Below are 21,314 nucleotides of genomic sequence, written 5' to 3' on the forward strand. Positions count from 1 at the left end.
ATACAAATGTTGTGCCACAAAAAAACCGCTGAATTGCTTCAGCGGTTTTTGTTTATTTTCTTTAGCTCGGTTCTGAATATTAGTTATAAATTGAAATTCCAATTTAAAATTAAATTAAGTGAATTTGTTTTTATTGTTCCATCGCCATAAACATCAACATCGCTTGTATTTACCAAACCCAAATTTTCTCTAATCTCTAATTTTAATTCATTTTTGTCATTCAGTTTAAATAATTTTCCAAATCCAAAAACCAATCCTGCATCAATTTTCTTATTCATATCTGTTGTATTTGTACTATCATTAAACTTTTTGGAAGTAAGCTTAGAATTTAACAAATAACCTAAAAACACACCTCCATTAACATAGAAATCGTCTTTTTTACCAAAATAATAATTCACATAAACGGGCAACACTAAATAGTTGTATATAGATTTAGAATCACTTTTAATCATTGAAGGAAATCCATATTCATCAAGAAGATAAATATTTCCATTATCTTTAGCCGTCTTATTTTCATAGTTTAAATTAGCTGAAATTGACAAGTTTTCTTTTATGAAATATTCAGCGGAAACTCCCAGTAAATAAGAAATCCCTGGATCTAAATCTTCAGCCAAATCATTTCCTCGAAGACTAGCATAATTTAAACCTCCATTAACTCCAAATTTAATTTTATCTTGAGCTACTAATAATAATGGAAAGCAAATAAAAATAATTACAAAAAATAATTTCTTCATATTTACACATTAAATCTAAAGTGCATTACATCGCCATCTTTTACAATGTATTCTTTACCTTCTACTCTTAATTTTCCTGCTTCTTTTACTTTAGCTTCTGAACCGTAGTTTGAGAAATCTTCAAATGCAATAACTTCTGCACGGATGAATCCTTTTTCAAAATCGGTGTGGATTACTCCAGCTGCTTTTGGTGCTGTATCTCCGATGTTGATAGTCCAAGCACGAACTTCTTTAACACCTGCTGTAAAATACGTTTGTAATTTTAATAATTTGTAAGCTGCACGAATTAACACTGCCGAACCTGGCTCAGTTAATCCCATATCTTCTAAGAATACTTGACGCTCTTCGTAGCTTTCTAATTCGGTAATATCGGCTTCTGCTCCTACTGAAAGAATGATTACTTCTGCTTGTTCGTCTTTTACTAATTCACGAACTTGGTCTACATATTTGTTTCCATTTACTGCCGAAGCTTCGTCAACATTACAAACATATAAAACTGGTTTTGTAGTGATTAATTGGAATTCTTCCATCATATCAACTTCATCTTGATTTTGAGGAATTACTGTACGAGCCGATTTTCCAGCTAATAATGTTTCACGAATTCTATCTAACAACGCTTTTTCAGCTTGTGCTTCTTTATTTCCAGTTTTTGCTGCACGATTGGTTTTTTCCAAACGTTTTTCAACTGTTTCTAAGTCTTTTAATTGCAATTCGATATCGATTGTTTCTTTATCGCGAATTGGATTTACATTACCATCAACGTGTACGATATTATCGTTATCAAAACAACGTAAAACGTGAATAATTGCGTTACATTCTCTAATGTTTCCTAAGAATTGATTTCCTAAACCTTCTCCTTTACTTGCTCCTTTTACTAAACCTGCAATATCTACGATATCAACAGTTGCCATTTGAACACGCTCTGGTTTAACCAATTCCTCTAAACGAGCAATACGTGGATCTGGAACGTTTACTACACCAATATTTGGCTCAATAGTACAAAACGGAAAGTTTGCACTTTGCGCTTTAGCGTTTGACAAACAATTAAATAAAGTTGATTTTCCAACATTTGGCAATCCTACAATTCCTGCTTTCATTATGAATGTATTTTTAAAAGTGTGCAAATATAGTTTAAAAGTTGGAAAGCCACAAAGTTTGAGCCCAAGCAAAATTAACTTTAAAGCACTGAAACTGAATAAAGATAAAAGTGGAAAATATATAACATTATCAATTTCAGATGTAACACAAGAGAGAAGAAGAAATTTATCTTTATAACTTATTAATTTTTAACATTATACATTATGAAATCAATCCTATTTGGAATTTTATTTATATGCGCAACAGGCACTATAAACAGTCAGAACAAAAACGTAAAAGACGAAACGAAAACTACAACTACAACAGTTGTAGATTCTAAAGGCGAAAAAACGTATGTAAAAAAAGAAAACACTCGCGAAGTTCAAAATATTGAATTGAAAGAACAAAATCCAAAAAATATTAATATGGATTTAAAAGATTCTGCTGTCATGGTTAAATCTACAACTACAATAACTAATCCTGATGGTTCTACTAGAACTGTAGATATTGATCGTTCTTCTTATTATTTATTGAATGGCAAAAAATATAATGTTGCTTTAGACAGTAGAGGTTACCGAATTTTATCTGAAGATAAAAAAGAAGAAGCTTTTTTGCGTAAAACATCAACTAATAGTTTTATTTATCGCAATAAAAACAAAATTGCAATTGGCTATTTTGATGTAGAGGGAAATTTAATTTTAGAAACTTATGATCCAAAAACGGATACTGTTTCTTACGAAAAATATAATGTAAGTAAATAAATTTAAAGTTTTTACTTCAAAAAAGTCCTAGAGAAATTTAGGGCTTTTTTTATTCTTCGGTTTCATCTTTATCAGATTCATCACCTTTCGATAACCTTTCAATTATCATTTTTTCTTCATCTGTTGAAACGAAACCCGATTCTACATCCCAATAATTCGTAAAAAATAAAGTCTTTTTATTAATCAATGACTTGTCTTTGAAAACATTTCTATCGCTGTATTCAAATGTTTTTTTATCAAAATCAGTAACAACCATATGATTTTTAACTTCAATTCTTCTTGATTTCTTTTTATAGTATTTTTCAAAACCAATTACTTCTTTCGAATTCGCTAAATAATAGAAATCACCTACTAATCGAAATGTATTTTTAAACTCTAATTTATACACTTTTCTACTAGCAAACATGCTTTCTTTATAAGCCAAAAGTCGATCTGGAGTTACATAAGAACTTACTTCTAATATTATTTTTTTATTACTATCATACACTACTAAAAAATCAGATAGAATTCCTTTAGATTCAGAAAACGGAACAATTTTAATTACCAAATAATCTTCATTAGAAGGATAGGTTTTTACAGAAAAATCATAAAGTTTTTTTGCCTTTGAATCCAATACTTCATCTAAATATTTGAATTGGTAATAATTTTCGATAATATTATTCAAATCATATCCTAAAACATCAGCATCAATATCACCATCTAAAACACCTATTGCTCTGTTTTGTTCTATTAAAATATCCGTTTTAATGCTTTTCGAATTGCCTAAAATTTGAAAATTAATTAATCCGTCATTAAAAAAAACAATTTGATTATCTCGCTTGTAAAACTCATGTAAATAAACTTTTAAATTGACAGGAATTGTCATTTTGTTACGCGAATTTTCAATTAATCGCTTTAAAATTTCTTGCGGATGATCTTTAGTAATGATATATTCTTCTAATTGCTGCGTATTAGGTTCCATATACACTACATTTTCCTTTTTGTTTAATGTAGAAAATTTTACAACAATCGTTTTATAAGTGGAGTGAACTAATTCTAAATCAGAAGATCTGGTAAGACTTACTATTACTTTACCTTCTTTATTTGTTAAAAAACCTTGACGAGTTCTGAGAGCTGTGATGGTTACTTCATCAATAGGCAAATCGGTATCGAAATCTTTTACAATTACCGTAAATTCAAGGTTTTGCGAAAAGACTATAGTAGTGAAAAAACATAATAAAAAAGTAAGTTTTTTTATCATAAATTTCAGATTATCAATCAAATATAGCAAAAAAATAATTATAAAACTCTTATTTAGTGAAGTTTCTAAAGCTTTTAAAAACAAAAAAGAGAACCTTCAAATGAAAATTCTCTTTTTTATATTACTTGAAAATTATTTATTCGTTATGTAAAAACGATTGTCTGTTCAACAAAGTTTCTTCGCTTTCCACATGATTATCATCTGGCACACAACAATCTACTGGACAAACGGCAGCACATTGTGGCTCTTCATGAAAACCTTTACATTCAGTACATTTTCCTGGCACAATGTAATAAATATCATCAGAAATTGGTGTTTGAGCAGCATCTGAATCCACTTCTGTTCCATCAGGTAAAATTACTTTACCACTTAATTTTGTACCATCTTTCCATCTCCAATCATCAGCACCTTCATAAATTGCTGTATTCGGACATTCTGGCTCGCAAGCCCCGCAGTTGATACATTCGTCTGTTATTATAATTGCCATGTTTGCTTTTGTATTTAGAAATTAGAATTCAGAAAAACTTGATATTCTAATATAATGATTAATTTTGCGCTACAAAAATACAATGTAAACCAAATATAAACAAGTTACAAATGTTACAAATTGAAATAAAATCGAGTTTTGTTGAATTAGGGAATTTCTTACGTCAATTTTCTGAAGAAGGAAACGTTAAAGCGGCATCGGTTTTACAAAACGATTTGTTCTTTGATGACTTTGCCTCTTTGATTGTACTTTCTCAATCTCACAACGGTTGGTTTACACCTGAGCAAGTACAATTTAGTGTTCAATCTTGGGCGAAAGCCTTAACCGAAGACAACCTAAATCAGTGGCTTTCTAACTACGATTTCTCGAAAATTGAAACCAAAAAAGTAGGATTGATTTTAGCTGGAAATATTCCGTTAGTGGGTTTTCATGATTTTCTTTCGGTATTAATTTCGGGGCATAATGTATTGGTAAAAACCTCATCTAATGACCAACACTTATTAAAATTTTTAGCAAAATATTTAATTTCGATTCAACCAGAACTTAACTCAAAAATAACGTTTGTTGAAGGAAAATTAGAAGGTTTTGATGCTGTAATTGCTACAGGAAGCAACAATACATCTCGCTATTTTGAATATTATTTCAAAGACAAACCGAGTATCATTCGTAAAAACAGAAATTCAATTGCCGTTTTAGACGGAACTGAAACTTTTGAAGATTTAGTGGGTCTAGGCGAAGATATTTTTAGATATTTTGGTTTAGGATGTCGCAATGTTTCCAAACTTTTTGTTCCAAAAGGGTATAATTTTGATAATTTCTTTAAAGCGATGTACGAATATCGTGATGTGATTCAATATGAAAAATATGCGAACAATTACGATTACAACAAAGCGGTTTTCTTGATGAGTAATTTCCAATTATTGGATAACGAGTTTTTAACGATTAAAGAAGATGTTAGTTATGCCTCGCCTATTTCATCAGTTTTCTATGAATTTTATGAAAACTTGGAAGAAATTACAACTCGATTGAATGCTGATGCAGAACAAATTCAATGCGTGGTTTCAAAAAACTTAATTCCAAATTCGGTTGCTTTCGGACAAACGCAACAACCAAACCTTTGGGATTATGCAGATAATGTGGATACTTTGGCTTTTTTAAATAATTTGTAATATGAAAATTTCAAAAATTATCAAAATTCAAAAAGAGAAAGAAATACACAAACACGAACCCAATTTTAATTTGGAAGCAAAAGTGAATTCAAATCGAAAAACTTTAAAAAAGAAGAAATAAGATTCCGAAAACGTTTTTGTTAATAACATCTCATAATTATTGTAGTATTTAGTCCTATTTTTTATTTAAGATTTCCGAAATTTGACCTTATAAATAAATAACTACAACTACAATGAAAAAACACAACTACAGTGCAGGTCCATGTATACTTCCACAAGAAGTATTCGAAAAATCAGCACAAGCTATTTTAGATTTTAACAACTCAGGATTATCTATTTTAGAAATTTCACACCGCAGTAAAGATTTCGTAGCCGTTATGGAAGAAGCTAGAGCTTTAGTTTTAGAGCTTTTAAACTTGGAAGGCAAAGGATACGAAGTATTATTTTTAGGAGGTGGAGCCAGTTTAGAATTTTTAATGGTGCCTTACAACTTAATGAAAGTTGACGGAAAAGCCGCTTATTTAGATACTGGTACTTGGGCAAGTGGCGCTATTAAAGAAGCCAAACATTTTGGAGAAACCGTAATTGTAGCTTCATCAAAACCAGAAAATTACAATCATATTCCAAAAGGATATACCATTCCATCTGATGCAGATTATTTTCACTGCACTAGTAACAATACTATTTTTGGAACCCAAATGAAATCTTTTCCAGACACTAATATCCCTTTAGTTTGTGATATGAGTTCGGATATTTTTTCTCGTGTTTTAGATTTTTCAAAATTTGATTTAATCTATGCTGGAGCTCAAAAAAACATGGGACCAGCTGGTGCAACATTAGTAGTTGTAAAAAAAGAAATCTTAGGAAAAACTGGAAGAACAATTCCTAACATGTTAGATTACCAACAACACATCGACAAAGAAAGCATGTACAATACGCCTCCAGTATTCCCTATTTATGCTTCACTTTTAACGTTACAATGGTTGAAAAACTTAGGTGGAATTGCTGCTATCGAAAAAATCAACGAAGCAAAAGCAAATTTACTTTACACTGAAATCGATAGAAACCCATTATTCAAAGGTGCAGCAGTAAAAGAAGACAGAAGCAACATGAATGTAACTTTCTTATTGAATGATGATGCACATCAGGAAAAATTTGATGCTATGTGGAAAGCAGCTGGAATTTCAGGTTTACCTGGACACCGTTCTGTTGGTGGTTATCGTGCGTCTATGTATAATGCGCTTCCATTAGAGAGTGTTCAAGTTTTGGTTGATGTGATGCAAGAATTAGAAAATAAAATTTAGTAATTAGTGACTAGTAATTAGTAACTAGCATAATAATAAAAATAATAAATAAAATGAAAGTTTTAGCAAACGACGGAATTTCAAAAAGTGGTATCAAAGCTTTAGAAAAAGGAGGTTTTGAAGTAATTACTACGAAAGTAGCTCAAGAACAAGTTGCCAACTATATCAACACACATGATGTAAAAGTAATTTTGGTTCGTAGTGCTACAAAAGTTCGTAAAGATATTATTGATGCTTGTCCAGGATTAAAAATCATTGGTCGTGGTGGTGTTGGAATGGACAATATTGACGTGGCTTATGCTCGTGAAAAAGGTTTACATGTAATCAACACGCCAGCTTCATCTTCTGAAAGTGTTGCTGAGTTGGTTTTTGCACATTTGTTTACAGGTGTTCGTTTTTTACATGATTCCAACAGAAATATGCCTCTAGAAGGTGATACCAATTTTGACGGATTGAAAAAAGCCTATGCTAACGGAATCGAACTTCGCGGAAAAACATTAGGAATTATTGGTTTTGGTCGTATTGGACAAGCAGTAGCAAAAATGGCTTTAGGATTAGGAATGAAAGTTATTGCTGCTGATAAATATGTTAACGAAGCGGTTATCAGAGTAGATTTCTACAACGGACAATTCATCAATGTTGAAATCGTTACCGAATCATTAGAAGACATTTTTAAACATTCTGATTTTATTACTTTACACGTTCCAGCTCAAGATGGTTATGTAATTGACAAAGAAGAATTTCAATTAATGAAAGAAAATGTAGGAATCGTAAATTGTGCTCGTGGCGGTGTAATTAACGAAGTAGCATTGATTGAAGCTCTAGATGAAGGAAAAGTATTGTTTGCTGGTTTAGATGTTTTTGAAAAAGAACCTACACCAGAAATCCAAATTTTAATGCATCCGAAAATTTCGTTAACTCCTCACATTGGAGCTGCTACAGAAGAAGCACAAGACAGAATTGGCACAGAGCTTGCCGAGCAGATTATCAGTTTATTAAAAAATAACTAAAATTTATTATCTTTAACTGAACTAAAAACTAAAAACCTATGTTTGATCAACTCTCAGAATTAGTAAAACAATTTGGTGGCGAAGCTGTCGTAAACAATCCAGCAGTGCCTAATGAACAAAATGATGCTGTAATGCAAGAAGCCGGAGGATCTATCCTTTCGGGTTTAAAAGATATGGTAGCTAGTGGAAACATTAGCGATTTAACTGGAATGTTAAGTGGAAAAACCCCAATTGATGGAAACAACCCAGTAGTACAACAATTAACAGAAAAAGTAACTGGTAATTTAGGTGAAAAATTTGGTTTATCATCTGATGCTGCTGGAAGCGTTGCTGGTGGATTGATTCCTCAAATTTTAGGTGGATTAGTTAACAAAGCAAAAGACCCTAACCAACCCGGATTTAATATGAACGACTTAGTAAGTGCTATTTCTGGTGGTCAAGGTGGCGGATTAATGGATGCTGTTACTAAATACGGCGGTCAATTTGGTTTAGACCAAAATAACGACGGAAAAGTTGATATGGGTGATGCCATGGCAGCTGTTACAAAAAAAGGCGGATTAGGTGGTCTTTTAGGAAAATTATTTGGAAAGTAAAATCTTTTATATAAAAGTTAAAAGCATCGGCAATGTCGGTGCTTTTTTTTATCTTTATACTTTCAAAATTCATGAGCTATGAAACGTATCTTTTTACTTTTAACTGCTTTATTTTTTATCCTGATAGCTTGTACAGCTTCTCAGGACAATAAAAGTTTTGATAACAAACCAAAACTAGAAAGCGATACAATTCGTATATCAAATGAAGAGATTGAGTATGAAGTCCTTATTATTGATGTCGGATTTCCGTCCTGGTTTAACAGTTATGCAAAACCTAGAAATTACTATTCTCAATCCTATTTAGAATCAAGAAATAGAATTTGGGTATTAGAATGGAACAGAAGAGCCATGTTACCTTTACAATACAATCCAAATTTATATGAAATGACAATTAATTATGATAGTACTACCAATTATGGTTATGAAGTAAATTATATGATATACAACTATTTGGTCTACTTTCAACTAACAAACAATCAAAAATTAGGTGGTTTTACACCTAGAATTTAATTTATGAACAAACTAAAAGAACGTTGGAATGTAAATTCAAATTGGCAATTAGTAATTATTTTTATAGTATTTGCTATTACTGGTTCAACCGCAGCCTATTTATCTAAACCTGTAACTTCTGCGTTAGGAATTACAAAAGAAAATTTATCACTTTGGTTGTATTGGCCTTTTAGATTATTAATTATTTTCCCTGTTTATCAAGTAATGTTAGTTATCATTGGAGCTATATTTGGACAGTTCGCTTTCTTCTGGGAATTTGAAAAGAAAATGCTCGACCGCATGAAATTAGGATTTATAGGCAAATATGTTGATTCTAAAATAAAAAAATAAAAGACCGACTAAAAGTCGGCCTTTCATATTATAAAGGAATATTTCCGTGTTTTCGTTTTGGTGAATCAACTGTTTTATTTTCTAGCATACTAAACGCTTTCATCAGTTTTCTACGAGTATCTCTTGGCAAAATTACCTCATCAATGAATCCACGTTGCGCTGCGGTGTATGGATTAGCAAATAACTCGGCATATTCTGCTTCTTTTTCTGCTAATTTAGCTACTGGATCAGCTGCTTCACTAATTTCTTTTTTGAAGATAATTTCTGATGCTCCTTTTGCTCCCATTACCGCAATTTCTGCACTTGGCCAAGCAAAATTCATATCAGCTCCAATGTGTTTTGAATTCATTACATCATAAGCACCACCATACGCTTTACGTGTAATAACAGTAACTCTTGGCACTGTAGCTTCGCTGAATGCATATAATAATTTTGCTCCGTGAGTAATAATTCCGTTCCATTCTTGATCTGTTCCTGGTAAAAAACCTGGTACGTCTTCTAACACTAATAACGGGATATTGAAACAATCGCAAAAACGAACAAATCTTGCTGCTTTAATCGAACTATTTACATCCAAACAACCTGCTAAAACCATTGGCTGATTGGCAACAATTCCGATACTTCTTCCTCCTAAACGAGCAAAACCAACAATAATATTTTCAGCAAAGTCTTTATGGATTTCAAAGAACGAATCTTCATCTATAATTCCACCAATTACTTCGTGCATATCATAAGGTTTGTTAGCACTATCAGGAACAAGCGTATCTAATTTTTCACGAACCTCATCACCTACTACATAATGTAATTTAGGAGTTGTTTCTCTATTATTTTGAGGCACATAGCTCAATAATCTTTTAATATCTTCCAAACATTCAATTCCGTTTGGTGAAGTAATATGACAAACTCCTGATTTTGATGCATGAGTTGCTGCTCCACCTAATTCTTCAGAAGTTACTTCTTCATTAGTAACCGTTTTTACAACGTTTGGTCCAGTAACGAACATATAACTATTGCCTTCAACCATCATAGTAAAATCGGTCATAGCTGGAGAATAAACGGCTCCACCAGCACATGGTCCCATAATAGCTGAGATTTGAGGAATAACTCCAGACGCCTGAACGTTTCTGTAGAAAATATCTGCATATCCACCTAAAGAACGAACTCCTTCTTGAATACGAGCACCACCTGAATCGTTTAGTCCAATCATTGGAGCACCACTGCGAAGTGCCATATCCATTACTTTACAGATTTTTTCTGCATGGGTTTCTGATAACGAACCTCCAAAAACCGTGAAATCTTGTGCAAAAACATAGACTAATCTTCCATCGATAGTTCCGTAACCTGTAACAACTCCGTCACCGTAATAAACTTCTTTTTCCATTCCAAAATCGGTTGTACGGTGTGTAACCAACATACCAATTTCTTCAAAAGAACCTTCATCTAAAAGGTATTCAACACGTTCTCGTGCTGTTAATTTCTTTTTAGCATGATGCGACGCTATTCTTTTTTCGCCTCCGCCTAATTTGGCTAAAGCTATTTTATCGTTTAATACTTTAATTTTATCTTCCATTTTACTTTTTGTTTCAAGTTTAAGGTTTCAAGTTTCAAGTTAAGATTTTGTCTTACTCCTTAATACTTAAATCTTAATACTTTAGTTAGGCAATCTTAACACTTTTTGATCTTCAACGTATTGTTGAAACGCAATCATAGCGGCAATTTCAGCTTCAGTATCTAATTTTGATTTTAGTTTTTCAGCATCGTAATACGCTTTCACAAATCCTGTATCGAAATCTCCTGAACGGAACGCTTCATGCTCCATTACAAATTTCCCGAATGGTAATGTTGTTGCAACTCCTTCAACCAAATAGTTATCAATTGCTTTAATCATCAATTCAATCGATTCTTCACGAGTATTTCCGTAAGTAATCAATTTTGAAAGCATTGGATCGTAGTAAATTGGCACATCCATTCCTTCTTCGATTCCGTTATCCACACGAATTCCTTCTCCTTCTGGCAATTTGTAAGTACTTAAAAAACCAACATTTGGCAAGAAATCATTCATTGGATCTTCTGCATACACACGAAGTTCCATAGCGTGACCTTTGATTTGTAAATCTTCTTGTTTCATTGGTAACGCTTCGCCACGCGCTACACGAATTTGCAATTCTACTAAATCCAATCCTGAAATTAATTCTGAAACAGGGTGTTCCACTTGCAAACGAGTATTCATTTCTAAGAAATAGAAATTATGGTCGGCGTCCATTAAAAACTCAACTGTTCCAGCTCCTAAATAATCGCAAGCTTTAGCAACTTTTACAGCCGCTTCACCCATTTCTTTACGTTTTTCTGGAGTCAAAATTGCTGAAGGCGCTTCTTCTACTACTTTTTGATGACGACGTTGGATGCTACATTCTCTTTCGAAAACATATACAATATTTCCATGACTATCTGCCATTATTTGAATTTCGATGTGACGTGGTTTCGTAACATATTTTTCAATAAAAACGGAACCATCTCCAAAAGCATTAGTAGCTTCTGAAATTGCTCTATCCATTTGAGAAACGAAATCTTCTGCTTTTTCAACCACACGCATTCCTTTTCCACCACCACCAGCTGAAGCTTTAATCAAAATTGGAAAACCAATTTCAGTTGCAATTTTCTTTGCTGCTTCGATATCGGTGATAGCATCTTCGGTTCCAGGAACCATTGGAATATTATAATGTTTAACCGCTTCTTTAGCTGCTAATTTACTTCCCATCATTTCAATCGCTTTCGATTTTGGTCCGATGAAAATGATATTATTTTTTTCACAAGCTTCTGCGAAAGTTGAATTTTCACTTAAAAATCCGTATCCTGGATGCACCGCATCAACACCTAACTCTTTACAAACTTCAATAATTTTATCTCCGCGTAAATACGATTGACTTGATGCTGCCTCACCAATTAAAACCGCTTCATCAGCATATTTTACATGTAGAGCATTTCTATCGGCTGATGAGTAAACGGCTACTGTTTTGATTCCCATTTTTTTCGCGGTTTTCATTACTCTAATAGCAATTTCTCCACGATTGGCAACTAATATTTTTTTAATTTCTTTCATGTTATTCGAATTCAATTAACAATTGTCCTTTATCTACAGCGTTTCCTTTTTCAACAGCAATCGATTTGATAACTCCGTCTCTTGGTGAAAGGAAACAGTTTTCCATTTTCATAGCTTCCAAAATCAATAAAGGATCGTTTTCTTTAACTTCTTGTCCAACCGAAACGTTGATTTCTAAAATCAAACCTGGCATTGGAGCTTTAATAGCGTTCACCACTTTTGTTTTTCCGCGCTCAATTCCCATACTTTTGATTAATTCATCTAAAGCATCAGAAATAGCTACTTCGTAAGTATTGTTGTTAACTTTAACGGTATATTTTTTGGAAAGAAAATCTGCCGAAATTATTTCAGCTTTGTAAGGTTTGTTGTCCTTTAGTACATGAAACTTCGAATTTTCTACTTTGACAGCGTCTAATTTTTGAAGGTCACTTTCCGTAACTTCAAACGAAGCAGTGTTGTTTACTAAAAGTTTATAATTTGTGCTCATATGAGATTATTTTTAGTCGACGTAAACTTACAAAAAGAAAACGTTTTCGAAACTGATAATTCTCATAAATTTGGAAAATAAGTATAGTTATTCGCTTTTCATATATAATTTAATTACAGCGTATAATTTCTCCTTTTCAATTGGTTTTGAAATAAAATCGGTAAAACCTAACTCTTTAATTTTATTAATTTCATCTTCAAAAGTATAAGACGTTTGGGCAATTATTGGGATGGTTACATTAAACTTACGGATTTCTGTAAAAGCTTCGTAACCATTAAGATTTGGCATTTTTATATCCATTAAAACCAAATCGATTTCTGAATTTGTTTTGCATAACTCAACCGCTTCTACACCATCTTTTGCACGAATGATTTTAAAATTAAAGCTTTTTACAATTTTCTCAATCAGTAAAAAATTGATATTATCATCTTCCGCAATTAAAATAATTTCTTCTTTTCCTAAATCTAATGGAAGTTTACTTTGAGTAACAAAATTATTTTCAAAAACGGCATCATCTGAAAAGTGTAATGGAATAGAAAAATAAAATGTAGAACCAACACCTTCTTGTGAATTAAAATCGATTTTACCTTCTAACATTTCCACGTATGCTTTTGAAATTGCTAAACCTAAGCCAAGCCCTTCATTAGCAGAAATTCCTTTAGCACTAATTTTACTAAATCGTTTAAAAACATTTTCTTGAAATGGAATTGGAATTCCAATACCTGAATCTTTGATACTGAATGTTATTTTTTTAGTATTTTCATCAATAGAATAATCCAAAATAATGAAACCTTCTTCGGTAAATTTGTAAGCGTTATTGAGTAAATTAGTAATGACTTCTCCTAACTTTACCTTATCAGAAATAATATTTTTGTGTAGTTTATGTTCAGGCTTGTTTAATTTGAAAACAACTTTTTCGTTACTATATAATTTTTCGTATGACATAAAAATTTGTTGAACAAATTCGGCTAAATTAAAAACCTGCAAATTAGGCTTAATTAACTGAGAATCAATTTTAGACATTTCAACCAAATCGTCAATTATTTCTAATAAATTTTTACCACTTTGTTGAATAACTTTGATGTATTCTTCTCTATCATTTTTAGATAAATCTGAATTTATAAGCAAATCTGAAAAACCCAAAATGGCATTCATAGGCGTTCTGATTTCATGTGATAAGTTCATTAAAAATGCTGATTTTAATTTATCACTTTCTTCAGCTTTATTCTTAGCAATTTCGAGTTCTCTGGCTTTAATTTGATTTTCCTCAAATAATTTTCCGATGTATCTAAATTCGCCTCTAATATTTTTTAAAGACTGAATAGAATTTTGGTCACCCGTTTTTAAAATCTTTTTTATAAAACTTAATGGTAGCCTGGACCATTTATTAGCATAGTAGTAATAAATTGCCCAAGAAATAATAATAGCAATAGTAATAACAATTAAAATGAATTTTGTAATCCAAAAATCTATATTGTAAGCCCTTTTATATAGAAGTTGCTGAATGGTATTGTTCTTATGATCTTTTAAAGGAATCGTAAAAAAAACAGCTTTTGTATTTACTATAGGTGGTTTATAAAACTCAATATTTGATGTACTTATTTTTTCAAAGTTGGCAAAATACTCATTATCCAATAATCGCACCATGAAGAAACAACCCGATGGTTTTGTTTTGTTTTTATAAGGATCATCTGATGGATGAATTGTAGCACCGTAAACTTCAATAACGCCCTCTGGAATTTTTAAATAAAACTTGTCTGATTTTTTTTTCAATAATTTTGTAATGGCTTCTTGAGGAATAAACTCTAGTGTTTTAATTTTTGGTGTTGAAACTTTCGTTATAAAATCTCCATTTGTATCATAAACACAAACGTATTCTACCTTATAAGTATCCAAAATAACCGCAATAGAAGTATTGAACCATTTCAGATCATTTGTCTTCATAAAATCAACAAATTCATCCCAATAAGTAACATCTGCAGCTAAAGAAGTGAAATTTTCAGAGTTTAATTTTAATAGTGAATTGATTTCGTTTTTGTAAATTTTATTACTTGAATCATAAATGTTCTTTTCTTGAACTTTCATGTAATAATAGAGAGAACCTACTAAAACTAATAGTCCAAAAGACATAAGAGAAAGCAAGCTTATCACTTTTGCATAGGTAGAATCAACATTTTTTGAGAAAAAAAACTTCATACCAACATTTATTAGATGTTAAATTTATGATTTTTTTTCAATAAAAGTCAAATAATACCGACAAAATAATCTTTTTTTTAATACAAAAACTACAAAACCAACAAAGAAGAGTTTCTCAAAATTTGAATTGGTTTACTGTACCAAAACAATTCGAAATCATCAAATTGTTGTTCAAAATCTGATTTTAATTGCGAAAAAGTCATTTTGTTTTCAGCATAAACCGAAATTTTATCTAAGGTTGCAACCAACCACTTTCCTTCAGCTGCATTTACAGAAATATCATAGGTTTGAGTTTTATTGTGAAACGTTAATTTCATCATTTCCCATGAATTTCCTTTTTTAGCTTTTGTGAAGATTTCAGTTTGAGGTTTTCCTCCTATCCAAACAATTTTAGCATTAGGCTTAGTTGAAAAATTTTGTTCTTTTTCAAGACAATTATAAATAAAATCCGAAGGAATTTTTGTTTTTGGAATCTTGAAATCAAACCAATCTTGCAAATCATAATCAAAACAGATTCCGTGCATATAATTGAACAACGATTTCTTTAATCCGAAGCTAAATTTATCGTGATTGATTCCGGTTTTATCTTTGAAATTGATGTCGTTATTAGCAAAAGTGATTTCGTTCTGTTCTGGAATTACTCCGAATTCTTCTGGAAACATTCCCACAGGCGAATGCGCTGTCATAGCAAATTGATGCCAAAATCCACTTTGCAAAACGCCTAGTTCAAACAACTGACGCACCATTTCCAAACTATCGACCGTTTCCTGAATGGTTTGCGTTGGATAACCATACATCAAATAGGCGTGAACCATTATTCCCGATTCGGTGAAATTTCGGGTAACTTGTGCTACTTGTTCAACGGTTACTCCTTTTTTGATTAATTCTAAAAGTCGGTCCGAAGCCACTTCTAATCCACCAGAAACCGCAATACATCCCGATTCTTTCAATAACAAACATAAATCAGCTGTAAAACTTTTTTCAAAACGAATGTTGGTCCACCAAGTGACTACTAATTTGCGTTTGATAATTTCTAAAGCTACTTCTCGCATTAAAGCTGGCGGCGCTGCTTCATCTACAAAATGGAATCCGTTTTCGCCTGTTTGAGCGATTAATTCTTCCATTCGGTCCACCAAAATTTTGGCTGCAATGGGTTCGTATAACTTAATATAATCGAGAGAAATATCGCAAAACGTACATTTTCCCCAATAACAACCGTGAGCCATAGTGAGTTTATTCCAACGACCATCGCTCCATAAACTGTGCATAGGATTTGCAATTTCTATGACCGAAATGTATTTATCTAAAAACAAATCAGAATAATCTGGAGTACCAACTTCTGCTTGTTTGTAATCGTGACGTGTAGTGTTGTTTTTATAAACGACTTGGTTGTTTTCTAATAAAAATGTTCTTTTTAAAGGCTTCTCGACTTGACTCGATGTGACAAAATCATATAACAATTCAACTGGAAGTTCACCATCATCCAACGTAATAAAATCGAAGAATTCAAAAACTCTTTTATCTTTTAATTCGCGAAGTTCAGTGTTTGGAAAACCACCTCCCATTGATAATTTTATATTGGGATAATTAGTTTTTAAAAACTGGGCACATCGGAAAGCGCTGTATAAATTACCAGGAAAAGGAACGGAAATTAAAACCAATCTTGGTTGCACTTCTTCAATTCTCTGTTTCAGAATTTTGATTGTGATTTCATCTATGAAAGTTAATTCATTTTGTAAATGATTATATAACTCATCGAACGAATTCGCGCTTCTTCCTAAACGTTCTGCATAGCGACTAAATCCGAAATTTTCATCTATACATTCTACGATGAAATCGGATAAATCTTCTAAATATAAAGTCGCTAAATGCTTGGCTTTGTCTTGCATTCCCATTGAACCAAATGCAAATTCCATGTCATCTAATTGCTCAAAACGAGAAGCTTCAGGCAGAAAATTTCCTGAACAAATTTGACGCGCTAACGACGGATTTTTTCCTTGAAGAAAAGCGATTACGGAATCAATGGTTTTGATGTAATCATCTTTTAAAGCGAATATTCGTTGTGAATTCGATCCAAATTCTTGAAACTTGAAACCTGAAACTTGAAACAAATTTTCCAAACCTTCTTTTGAAAACAATTCTAAAATCACTTCGATACCTAAATCCATTTGGTAAGCCGTAATATCTTTTGTATTTAGAAAACCTTTGATATAAGCCGTTGCTGGATACGGTGTATTCAGTTGGGTGAAGGGTGGTGTGATTAAGAGGATGTTTTTCAAAGTAAATATTTTAAGCAAAAATAAGGCTTTTTATGAAATCCTAAGAGCTTGTTAAAGGCAATTTAGAAATATAAATTTTTAGTATTTTAGCAGAAAAATAATTGCTAAAATGCCAAACGACTGTATTACGTATCAAAATTCGGAATATTTTTCAAAACTAATCGTAGATTATTTAGACCAAAAGGCTGAATTAAAGTCGTTATACAATCGATTTCCAACTTTAGAAAACTTTAGACTTCAAATTGAGGAAAAAAGCAAAAATTTCCCAATAGAGAATCGAGAGATTTTATCTAAAGCTATAGCAAATCAATATCAAAAGTTTGAAATTTCTGAAGCAACTTCTAAAAATATTGAACTCTTAAAGAAACCAAATACTTATACTATTACAACAGGTCATCAGCTAAATTTATTTACTGGTCCATTATTCTTTCTCTATAAAATCATTTCAGTTATTAATTTAACTAAAGAATTAAAGAATGCTTATCCAGAAAACAATTTTGTACCTGTTTATTGGATGGCAACTGAAGATCATGATTTTGATGAAATTAATTATTTCAATTTCAAAGGCAAGAAAATTCAATGGAAAAAAGAGAGTAAAGGTCCTGTTGGAAGATTAAACACTTCTGGATTAGATGAAGTATATGAGCAATTTTCAAACGAATTAGGCTTAGGAAATAATGCGAAATATCTTCGTGAATTATTTAAAAAATCATATTTAGAACACGACAATTTAGCTGATGCTACGCGTTACTTAGCAAATGAATTATTTAAAAACGAAGGTTTAGTTATCCTTGACGGAGACGATTCTGAACTAAAAAAACTATTTATTCCTTTCGCTAAAAATGAATTATTACATCAAACTTCATTTAAAAGAGTAAATGAAACGCTTCCGTTACTAAAAGAATATAATGTTCAGGTGAATCCGAGAGAAATAAATTTATTCTACATACAAGATGACTTAAGAGAACGCATCATCTTTGAAAAAGGAAATTTCAAAATCAACAATACACTCCTATCATTTTCAGAAAGTGAAATTCTAACAGAATTAGAAAAAAATCCCGAAAATTTTAGTCCAAATGTGATTTTACGACCCTTGTACCAAGAGGTTATTTTACCAAACCTTTGCTATATCGGCGGTGGAGGTGAATTAGCGTACTGGTTAGAATTAAAATCAAATTTTGAAGCAAACACTATTACTTTTCCAATTTTGTTGCTTAGAAACTCTGTATTAGTTGCTACAAAAAAACAGGTTGAAAAAATGGAAAGATTGAATCTGAATTGGGCAGATGTATTCCAAAACCAGCAAATGTTAATCAACGAGAAAACTAAAGCAATATCAGAATTTACGATTGATTTCAGCGAACAAAAAGAATTTCTAAAAAATCAATTTAAAGTTTTATATGAAATTGCAAATAAAACTGATAAGTCATTTTTAGGAGCTGTAAAAGCACAAGAAGTGAAGCAATTAAAAGGACTTGATACGTTAGAAAAAAAATTACTCAAAGCTGAGAAAAGAATTTATAAAGAAAAACTAGACCGAATTATTTTACTTCAAAACGAATTATTTCCAAATCAAACTTTACAAGAAAGAAAATCAAATTTTTCAGATTTCTATGACGAAGCAAATGAATTTGAAGCTTATTTCTCACTTTTAAAGTCTCATTTACAACCTTTAAAACAAAATTTCAACATTGTTATTATTTAAAAATATCGACTAAAAACACTTTTATTCGATAAAAAACAATATATTTAATTTTTTAACATTAAATTAAGGCAAAAATTCAATTTTATAACAATTTACCTTTTTAATGTTAAAAAAATATTATATTTGCACACCTAAATTAATAACAAATCTTATGAAAAAAATTACATTTTATTCTATTTTATTAATTACCCTTATATCATTATTTGCATTTAAAAATAGTCTTATTGACACCGATTTAATCAAAATTCAAGGTGGAACTTTTAAAATGGGTTCAAAAGATTCTGATGGATTAGCTGATGTTGATGAACAAAAAGAGCATAGTGTTAATCTTAATACATTTGAAATTAGCAAATTTGAAGTGACCGTTTGGGAATGGAAACAATTTATCAAAGCTAATAAAATGAAAATGCCTGTTAAACCAACTTGGGGATGGCAAGATAATTACCCTATTAATGGAATAACTTGGAACGAAGCGATTGCTTACTGCAATTGGTTAAGCAAGATAGAAAAACTTCAACCAGTTTATTCTAAAAAAGGACCAAACTTTGTTTGCAACTTTAAAGCAAATGGATATAGATTACCAACAGAAGCAGAATGGGAATTTGCTGCAAAAGGAGGTTCTCTTTCGAAAGGATTTAAATTTAGCGGAAGCAACACTTTAGATCAAATTGCTTGGCACAAAGGAAACAGTAAAGGAACTCCTCACACAATTGGAACAAAACTACCAAATGAATTAGGTCTATATGACATGAGTGGAAACGTATGGGAATGGTGCTGGGATTGGTACAATAAAGATTTCTACAAACAAGAAAAAGGAGACAACCCTAAAGGACCAGAAATGGGAGACAGAAGAACCGTAAGAGGTGGTTCTTGGGATAGCCAACCAAATTATGTTAGACCAGCAAACCGAATTTCTACAGAACCAAATAAAACACATGAGTTTTACGGTTTTAGAGTAGCTAGAACAATTATAAAATAATAAAAAACAATATTGCAAAACCTAATTAAAATGGTACCTTTGCAAAAAATTTAAAAAATGGCAACAAACAGAACTTTTACAATGATTAAACCAGATGCTGTAGAAAACGGACATATTGGTGGAATCTTAAACATGATTACAGAAGGTGGTTTCAAAATTGTTTCTTTGAAATTAACTCAATTAACTATTGCTGATGCACAAGCGTTTTATGCTGTTCACGCCGCAAGACCATTTTTTGGTGAACTAGTTGAATTTATGACAAGAGGTCCAATTGTAGCTGCTATCTTAGAAAAAGATAACGCAGTGGAAGACTTCAGAACTTTAATTGGAGCTACTAATCCTGCTGATGCAGCTGAAGGAACAATCCGTAAAAAATATGCTACTTCAATTGGAGAAAATGCAGTTCACGGATCTGATTCTGATGAAAATGCAGCTATTGAAGGTGCTTTCCATTTTTCAGGAAGAGAGCAATTCTAATTTTTAGAATTAATCATATAAAAAAAATCCCGATTCAATGAATCGGGATTTTTTTCATCGTAGAATTAAATTCATTACTAATTCTTTCCTTAGTTCTTCATTTATCATTTTTATGATTTTGTCTTTTCCGTAACTTAATTCCTCTCGTAAAACAGCTGAAGATAAAGCTACATAAAGAGTAGAACCTTTTAATTGAATTTCCGTTGTATAATTATTCACACCATTTCCCATTAAATTTTTCCAGGCATCACGAACGTTTACAACATCCATACCAGCTTCCAACTTATTTTGAGAAATAAATTGTTTCAACACATCTCCTATCGGACTTTCTTCATTAAATCGTTTTGCCATTTTACTTTACTGAAAATTTTACTGGTCTTTTATAATGATATTCTAAATCTTGTTCGTTCTTAACAACTAATTTATCTTTTGTCAACTCAATAATTTCTTCGTTCCAACTAGCATAAGTAGTTTTATACTGAATGGCAGCATCTCCATCTTTCAAAACTACAACAACATCTTCCTGAATATCATTAGTTAAATAAGTTCCATCTAATTGAGGCATCACTTTTTTTCTAAAACCTTTATTGCCTTCTATTTTAAAAAAATCGATAGTTTCATTTACTTTATATTCTTTCTCATCACCATCTGGAAGTTCTACTTTTTCAATTTCCCAATAGCCATTTAAATTCGAAATATCAGCATCCGTAATCTTCTGTTTACACGAAAGAACTGAGCCTAAAACAATTAAAAAAAGAATTTTCTTCATACTATATTTACCAAATTAGACCATAAAATTACAATTAAAAATCATTTGAATTAAACTATTCTGTATTTTTATTGTCTAACTTGTATAAGTCCTAAAATTAATTTAGC

The 21,314-nt window shown here is 31.5% G+C and carries 21 protein-coding genes; 10 read left to right on the plus strand and 11 right to left on the minus strand.

Going from position 1 to position 21,314, the window contains the following annotated elements:
- Nucleotides 1–83 precede the first annotated feature (83 nt).
- Together B2741_RS11005 and ychF are read right to left on the minus strand one after the other, a co-directional pair.
- Complete coding sequence (locus B2741_RS11005; RefSeq protein ID WP_291138808.1) at nucleotides 84–734, minus strand: porin family protein; 651 nt, start codon at nucleotides 732–734, stop codon at nucleotides 84–86.
- 2 nt (nucleotides 735–736) lie between these two features.
- The gene (ychF, locus tag B2741_RS11010; RefSeq protein WP_262319193.1) at nucleotides 737–1,831 is read right to left on the minus strand and encodes a redox-regulated ATPase YchF; all 1,095 of its coding nucleotides are present in this window, start codon (nucleotides 1,829–1,831) and stop codon (nucleotides 737–739) included.
- 204 nt (nucleotides 1,832–2,035) lie between these two features.
- Here ychF and B2741_RS11015 point away from each other — a divergent pair, with 204 nt between their 5' ends.
- Nucleotides 2,036–2,572 (plus strand): hypothetical protein, encoded by a 537-nt coding sequence (locus tag B2741_RS11015; RefSeq protein ID WP_291138811.1) that lies wholly within the window; start codon nucleotides 2,036–2,038, stop codon nucleotides 2,570–2,572.
- 49 nt (nucleotides 2,573–2,621) lie between these two features.
- On the opposite strand, the gene B2741_RS11020 is transcribed toward B2741_RS11015, so the two are convergent.
- Together B2741_RS11020 and B2741_RS11025 are read right to left on the minus strand one after the other, a co-directional pair.
- Nucleotides 2,622–3,812: a hypothetical protein gene (locus tag B2741_RS11020; protein WP_291138813.1), complete on the minus strand. Its 1,191-nt coding sequence runs from the start codon at nucleotides 3,810–3,812 to the stop codon at nucleotides 2,622–2,624.
- 136 nt (nucleotides 3,813–3,948) lie between these two features.
- A complete protein-coding gene (locus tag B2741_RS11025; RefSeq protein ID WP_026726242.1) occupies nucleotides 3,949–4,299 on the minus strand; it encodes a 4Fe-4S dicluster domain-containing protein in 351 nt (116 codons plus the stop codon).
- A 110-nt stretch (nucleotides 4,300–4,409) separates the two neighbouring features.
- On the opposite strand from B2741_RS11025, the gene B2741_RS11030 reads away from it, so the two are divergent.
- The 6 genes from B2741_RS11030 to B2741_RS11055 all read left to right on the plus strand — a co-directional run bounded on the left by B2741_RS11030 (nucleotide 4,410) and on the right by B2741_RS11055 (nucleotide 9,215).
- The gene (locus B2741_RS11030; RefSeq protein ID WP_291138815.1) at nucleotides 4,410–5,468 is read left to right on the plus strand and encodes an acyl-CoA reductase; all 1,059 of its coding nucleotides are present in this window, start codon (nucleotides 4,410–4,412) and stop codon (nucleotides 5,466–5,468) included.
- A 233-nt stretch (nucleotides 5,469–5,701) separates the two neighbouring features.
- Complete coding sequence (gene serC / locus B2741_RS11035; RefSeq protein ID WP_291138817.1) at nucleotides 5,702–6,772, plus strand: 3-phosphoserine/phosphohydroxythreonine transaminase; 1,071 nt, start codon at nucleotides 5,702–5,704, stop codon at nucleotides 6,770–6,772.
- Between the two features lie 53 nt (nucleotides 6,773–6,825).
- On the plus strand, nucleotides 6,826–7,782 hold the full coding sequence (locus B2741_RS11040) for a D-2-hydroxyacid dehydrogenase (protein WP_291138819.1): 957 nt from the start codon (nucleotides 6,826–6,828) through the stop codon (nucleotides 7,780–7,782).
- A 38-nt stretch (nucleotides 7,783–7,820) separates the two neighbouring features.
- Complete coding sequence (locus tag B2741_RS11045; protein ID WP_291138821.1) at nucleotides 7,821–8,375, plus strand: DUF937 domain-containing protein; 555 nt, start codon at nucleotides 7,821–7,823, stop codon at nucleotides 8,373–8,375.
- Nucleotides 8,376–8,453: 78 nt separating this feature from the next.
- The gene (locus tag B2741_RS11050) at nucleotides 8,454–8,885 is read left to right on the plus strand and encodes a DUF6146 family protein (protein WP_291138823.1); all 432 of its coding nucleotides are present in this window, start codon (nucleotides 8,454–8,456) and stop codon (nucleotides 8,883–8,885) included.
- A 3-nt stretch (nucleotides 8,886–8,888) separates the two neighbouring features.
- Nucleotides 8,889–9,215 carry a DUF6787 family protein gene (locus B2741_RS11055; RefSeq protein WP_291138824.1) on the plus strand — a complete coding sequence of 109 codons (327 nt, stop codon included), beginning with the start codon at nucleotides 8,889–8,891 and terminating at the stop codon, nucleotides 9,213–9,215.
- A 28-nt stretch (nucleotides 9,216–9,243) separates the two neighbouring features.
- Here B2741_RS11055 and B2741_RS11060 read toward each other — a convergent pair whose 3' ends face one another.
- The 5 genes from B2741_RS11060 to B2741_RS11080 all read right to left on the minus strand — a co-directional run bounded on the left by B2741_RS11060 (nucleotide 9,244) and on the right by B2741_RS11080 (nucleotide 17,277).
- Nucleotides 9,244–10,785 carry an acyl-CoA carboxylase subunit beta gene (locus B2741_RS11060; RefSeq protein WP_291138826.1) on the minus strand — a complete coding sequence of 514 codons (1,542 nt, stop codon included), beginning with the start codon at nucleotides 10,783–10,785 and terminating at the stop codon, nucleotides 9,244–9,246.
- Between the two features lie 81 nt (nucleotides 10,786–10,866).
- Nucleotides 10,867–12,306, minus strand: a complete 1,440-nt coding sequence (locus tag B2741_RS11065) for an acetyl-CoA carboxylase biotin carboxylase subunit (RefSeq protein WP_291138904.1) — start codon at nucleotides 12,304–12,306, stop codon at nucleotides 10,867–10,869.
- A gap of 10 nt (nucleotides 12,307–12,316) precedes the next feature.
- Nucleotides 12,317–12,802, minus strand: coding sequence for a biotin/lipoyl-containing protein (locus B2741_RS11070; RefSeq protein WP_291138828.1), 486 nt, complete (start codon nucleotides 12,800–12,802; stop codon nucleotides 12,317–12,319).
- Nucleotides 12,803–12,889: 87 nt separating this feature from the next.
- A complete protein-coding gene (locus tag B2741_RS11075) occupies nucleotides 12,890–14,998 on the minus strand; it encodes a response regulator (RefSeq protein WP_291138830.1) in 2,109 nt (702 codons plus the stop codon).
- A gap of 89 nt (nucleotides 14,999–15,087) precedes the next feature.
- Nucleotides 15,088–17,277 carry a B12-binding domain-containing radical SAM protein gene (locus B2741_RS11080; protein WP_291138832.1) on the minus strand — a complete coding sequence of 730 codons (2,190 nt, stop codon included), beginning with the start codon at nucleotides 17,275–17,277 and terminating at the stop codon, nucleotides 15,088–15,090.
- 109 nt (nucleotides 17,278–17,386) lie between these two features.
- On the opposite strand from B2741_RS11080, the gene bshC reads away from it, so the two are divergent.
- The 3 genes from bshC (at nucleotide 17,387) to B2741_RS11095 (ending at nucleotide 20,438) form a co-directional block, all read left to right on the plus strand.
- Nucleotides 17,387–18,982, plus strand: a complete 1,596-nt coding sequence (gene bshC / locus B2741_RS11085; RefSeq protein ID WP_291138834.1) for a bacillithiol biosynthesis cysteine-adding enzyme BshC — start codon at nucleotides 17,387–17,389, stop codon at nucleotides 18,980–18,982.
- A 151-nt stretch (nucleotides 18,983–19,133) separates the two neighbouring features.
- Complete coding sequence (locus B2741_RS11090) at nucleotides 19,134–19,961, plus strand: formylglycine-generating enzyme family protein (RefSeq protein WP_291138836.1); 828 nt, start codon at nucleotides 19,134–19,136, stop codon at nucleotides 19,959–19,961.
- 57 nt (nucleotides 19,962–20,018) lie between these two features.
- A complete protein-coding gene (locus tag B2741_RS11095) occupies nucleotides 20,019–20,438 on the plus strand; it encodes a nucleoside-diphosphate kinase (protein WP_133607821.1) in 420 nt (139 codons plus the stop codon).
- A 54-nt stretch (nucleotides 20,439–20,492) separates the two neighbouring features.
- Here B2741_RS11095 and B2741_RS11100 read toward each other — a convergent pair whose 3' ends face one another.
- Together B2741_RS11100 and B2741_RS11105 are read right to left on the minus strand one after the other, a co-directional pair.
- Nucleotides 20,493–20,789: a DUF721 domain-containing protein gene (locus B2741_RS11100; RefSeq protein WP_291138838.1), complete on the minus strand. Its 297-nt coding sequence runs from the start codon at nucleotides 20,787–20,789 to the stop codon at nucleotides 20,493–20,495.
- Nucleotide 20,790: 1 nt separating this feature from the next.
- A complete protein-coding gene (locus B2741_RS11105) occupies nucleotides 20,791–21,207 on the minus strand; it encodes a lipocalin family protein (protein WP_291138840.1) in 417 nt (138 codons plus the stop codon).
- Nucleotides 21,208–21,314: the final 107 nt, after the last annotated feature.

This window comes from Flavobacterium sp. UBA7663 (assembly GCF_002483315.1).
In the GTDB taxonomy this organism is placed as follows: domain Bacteria; phylum Bacteroidota; class Bacteroidia; order Flavobacteriales; family Flavobacteriaceae; genus Flavobacterium.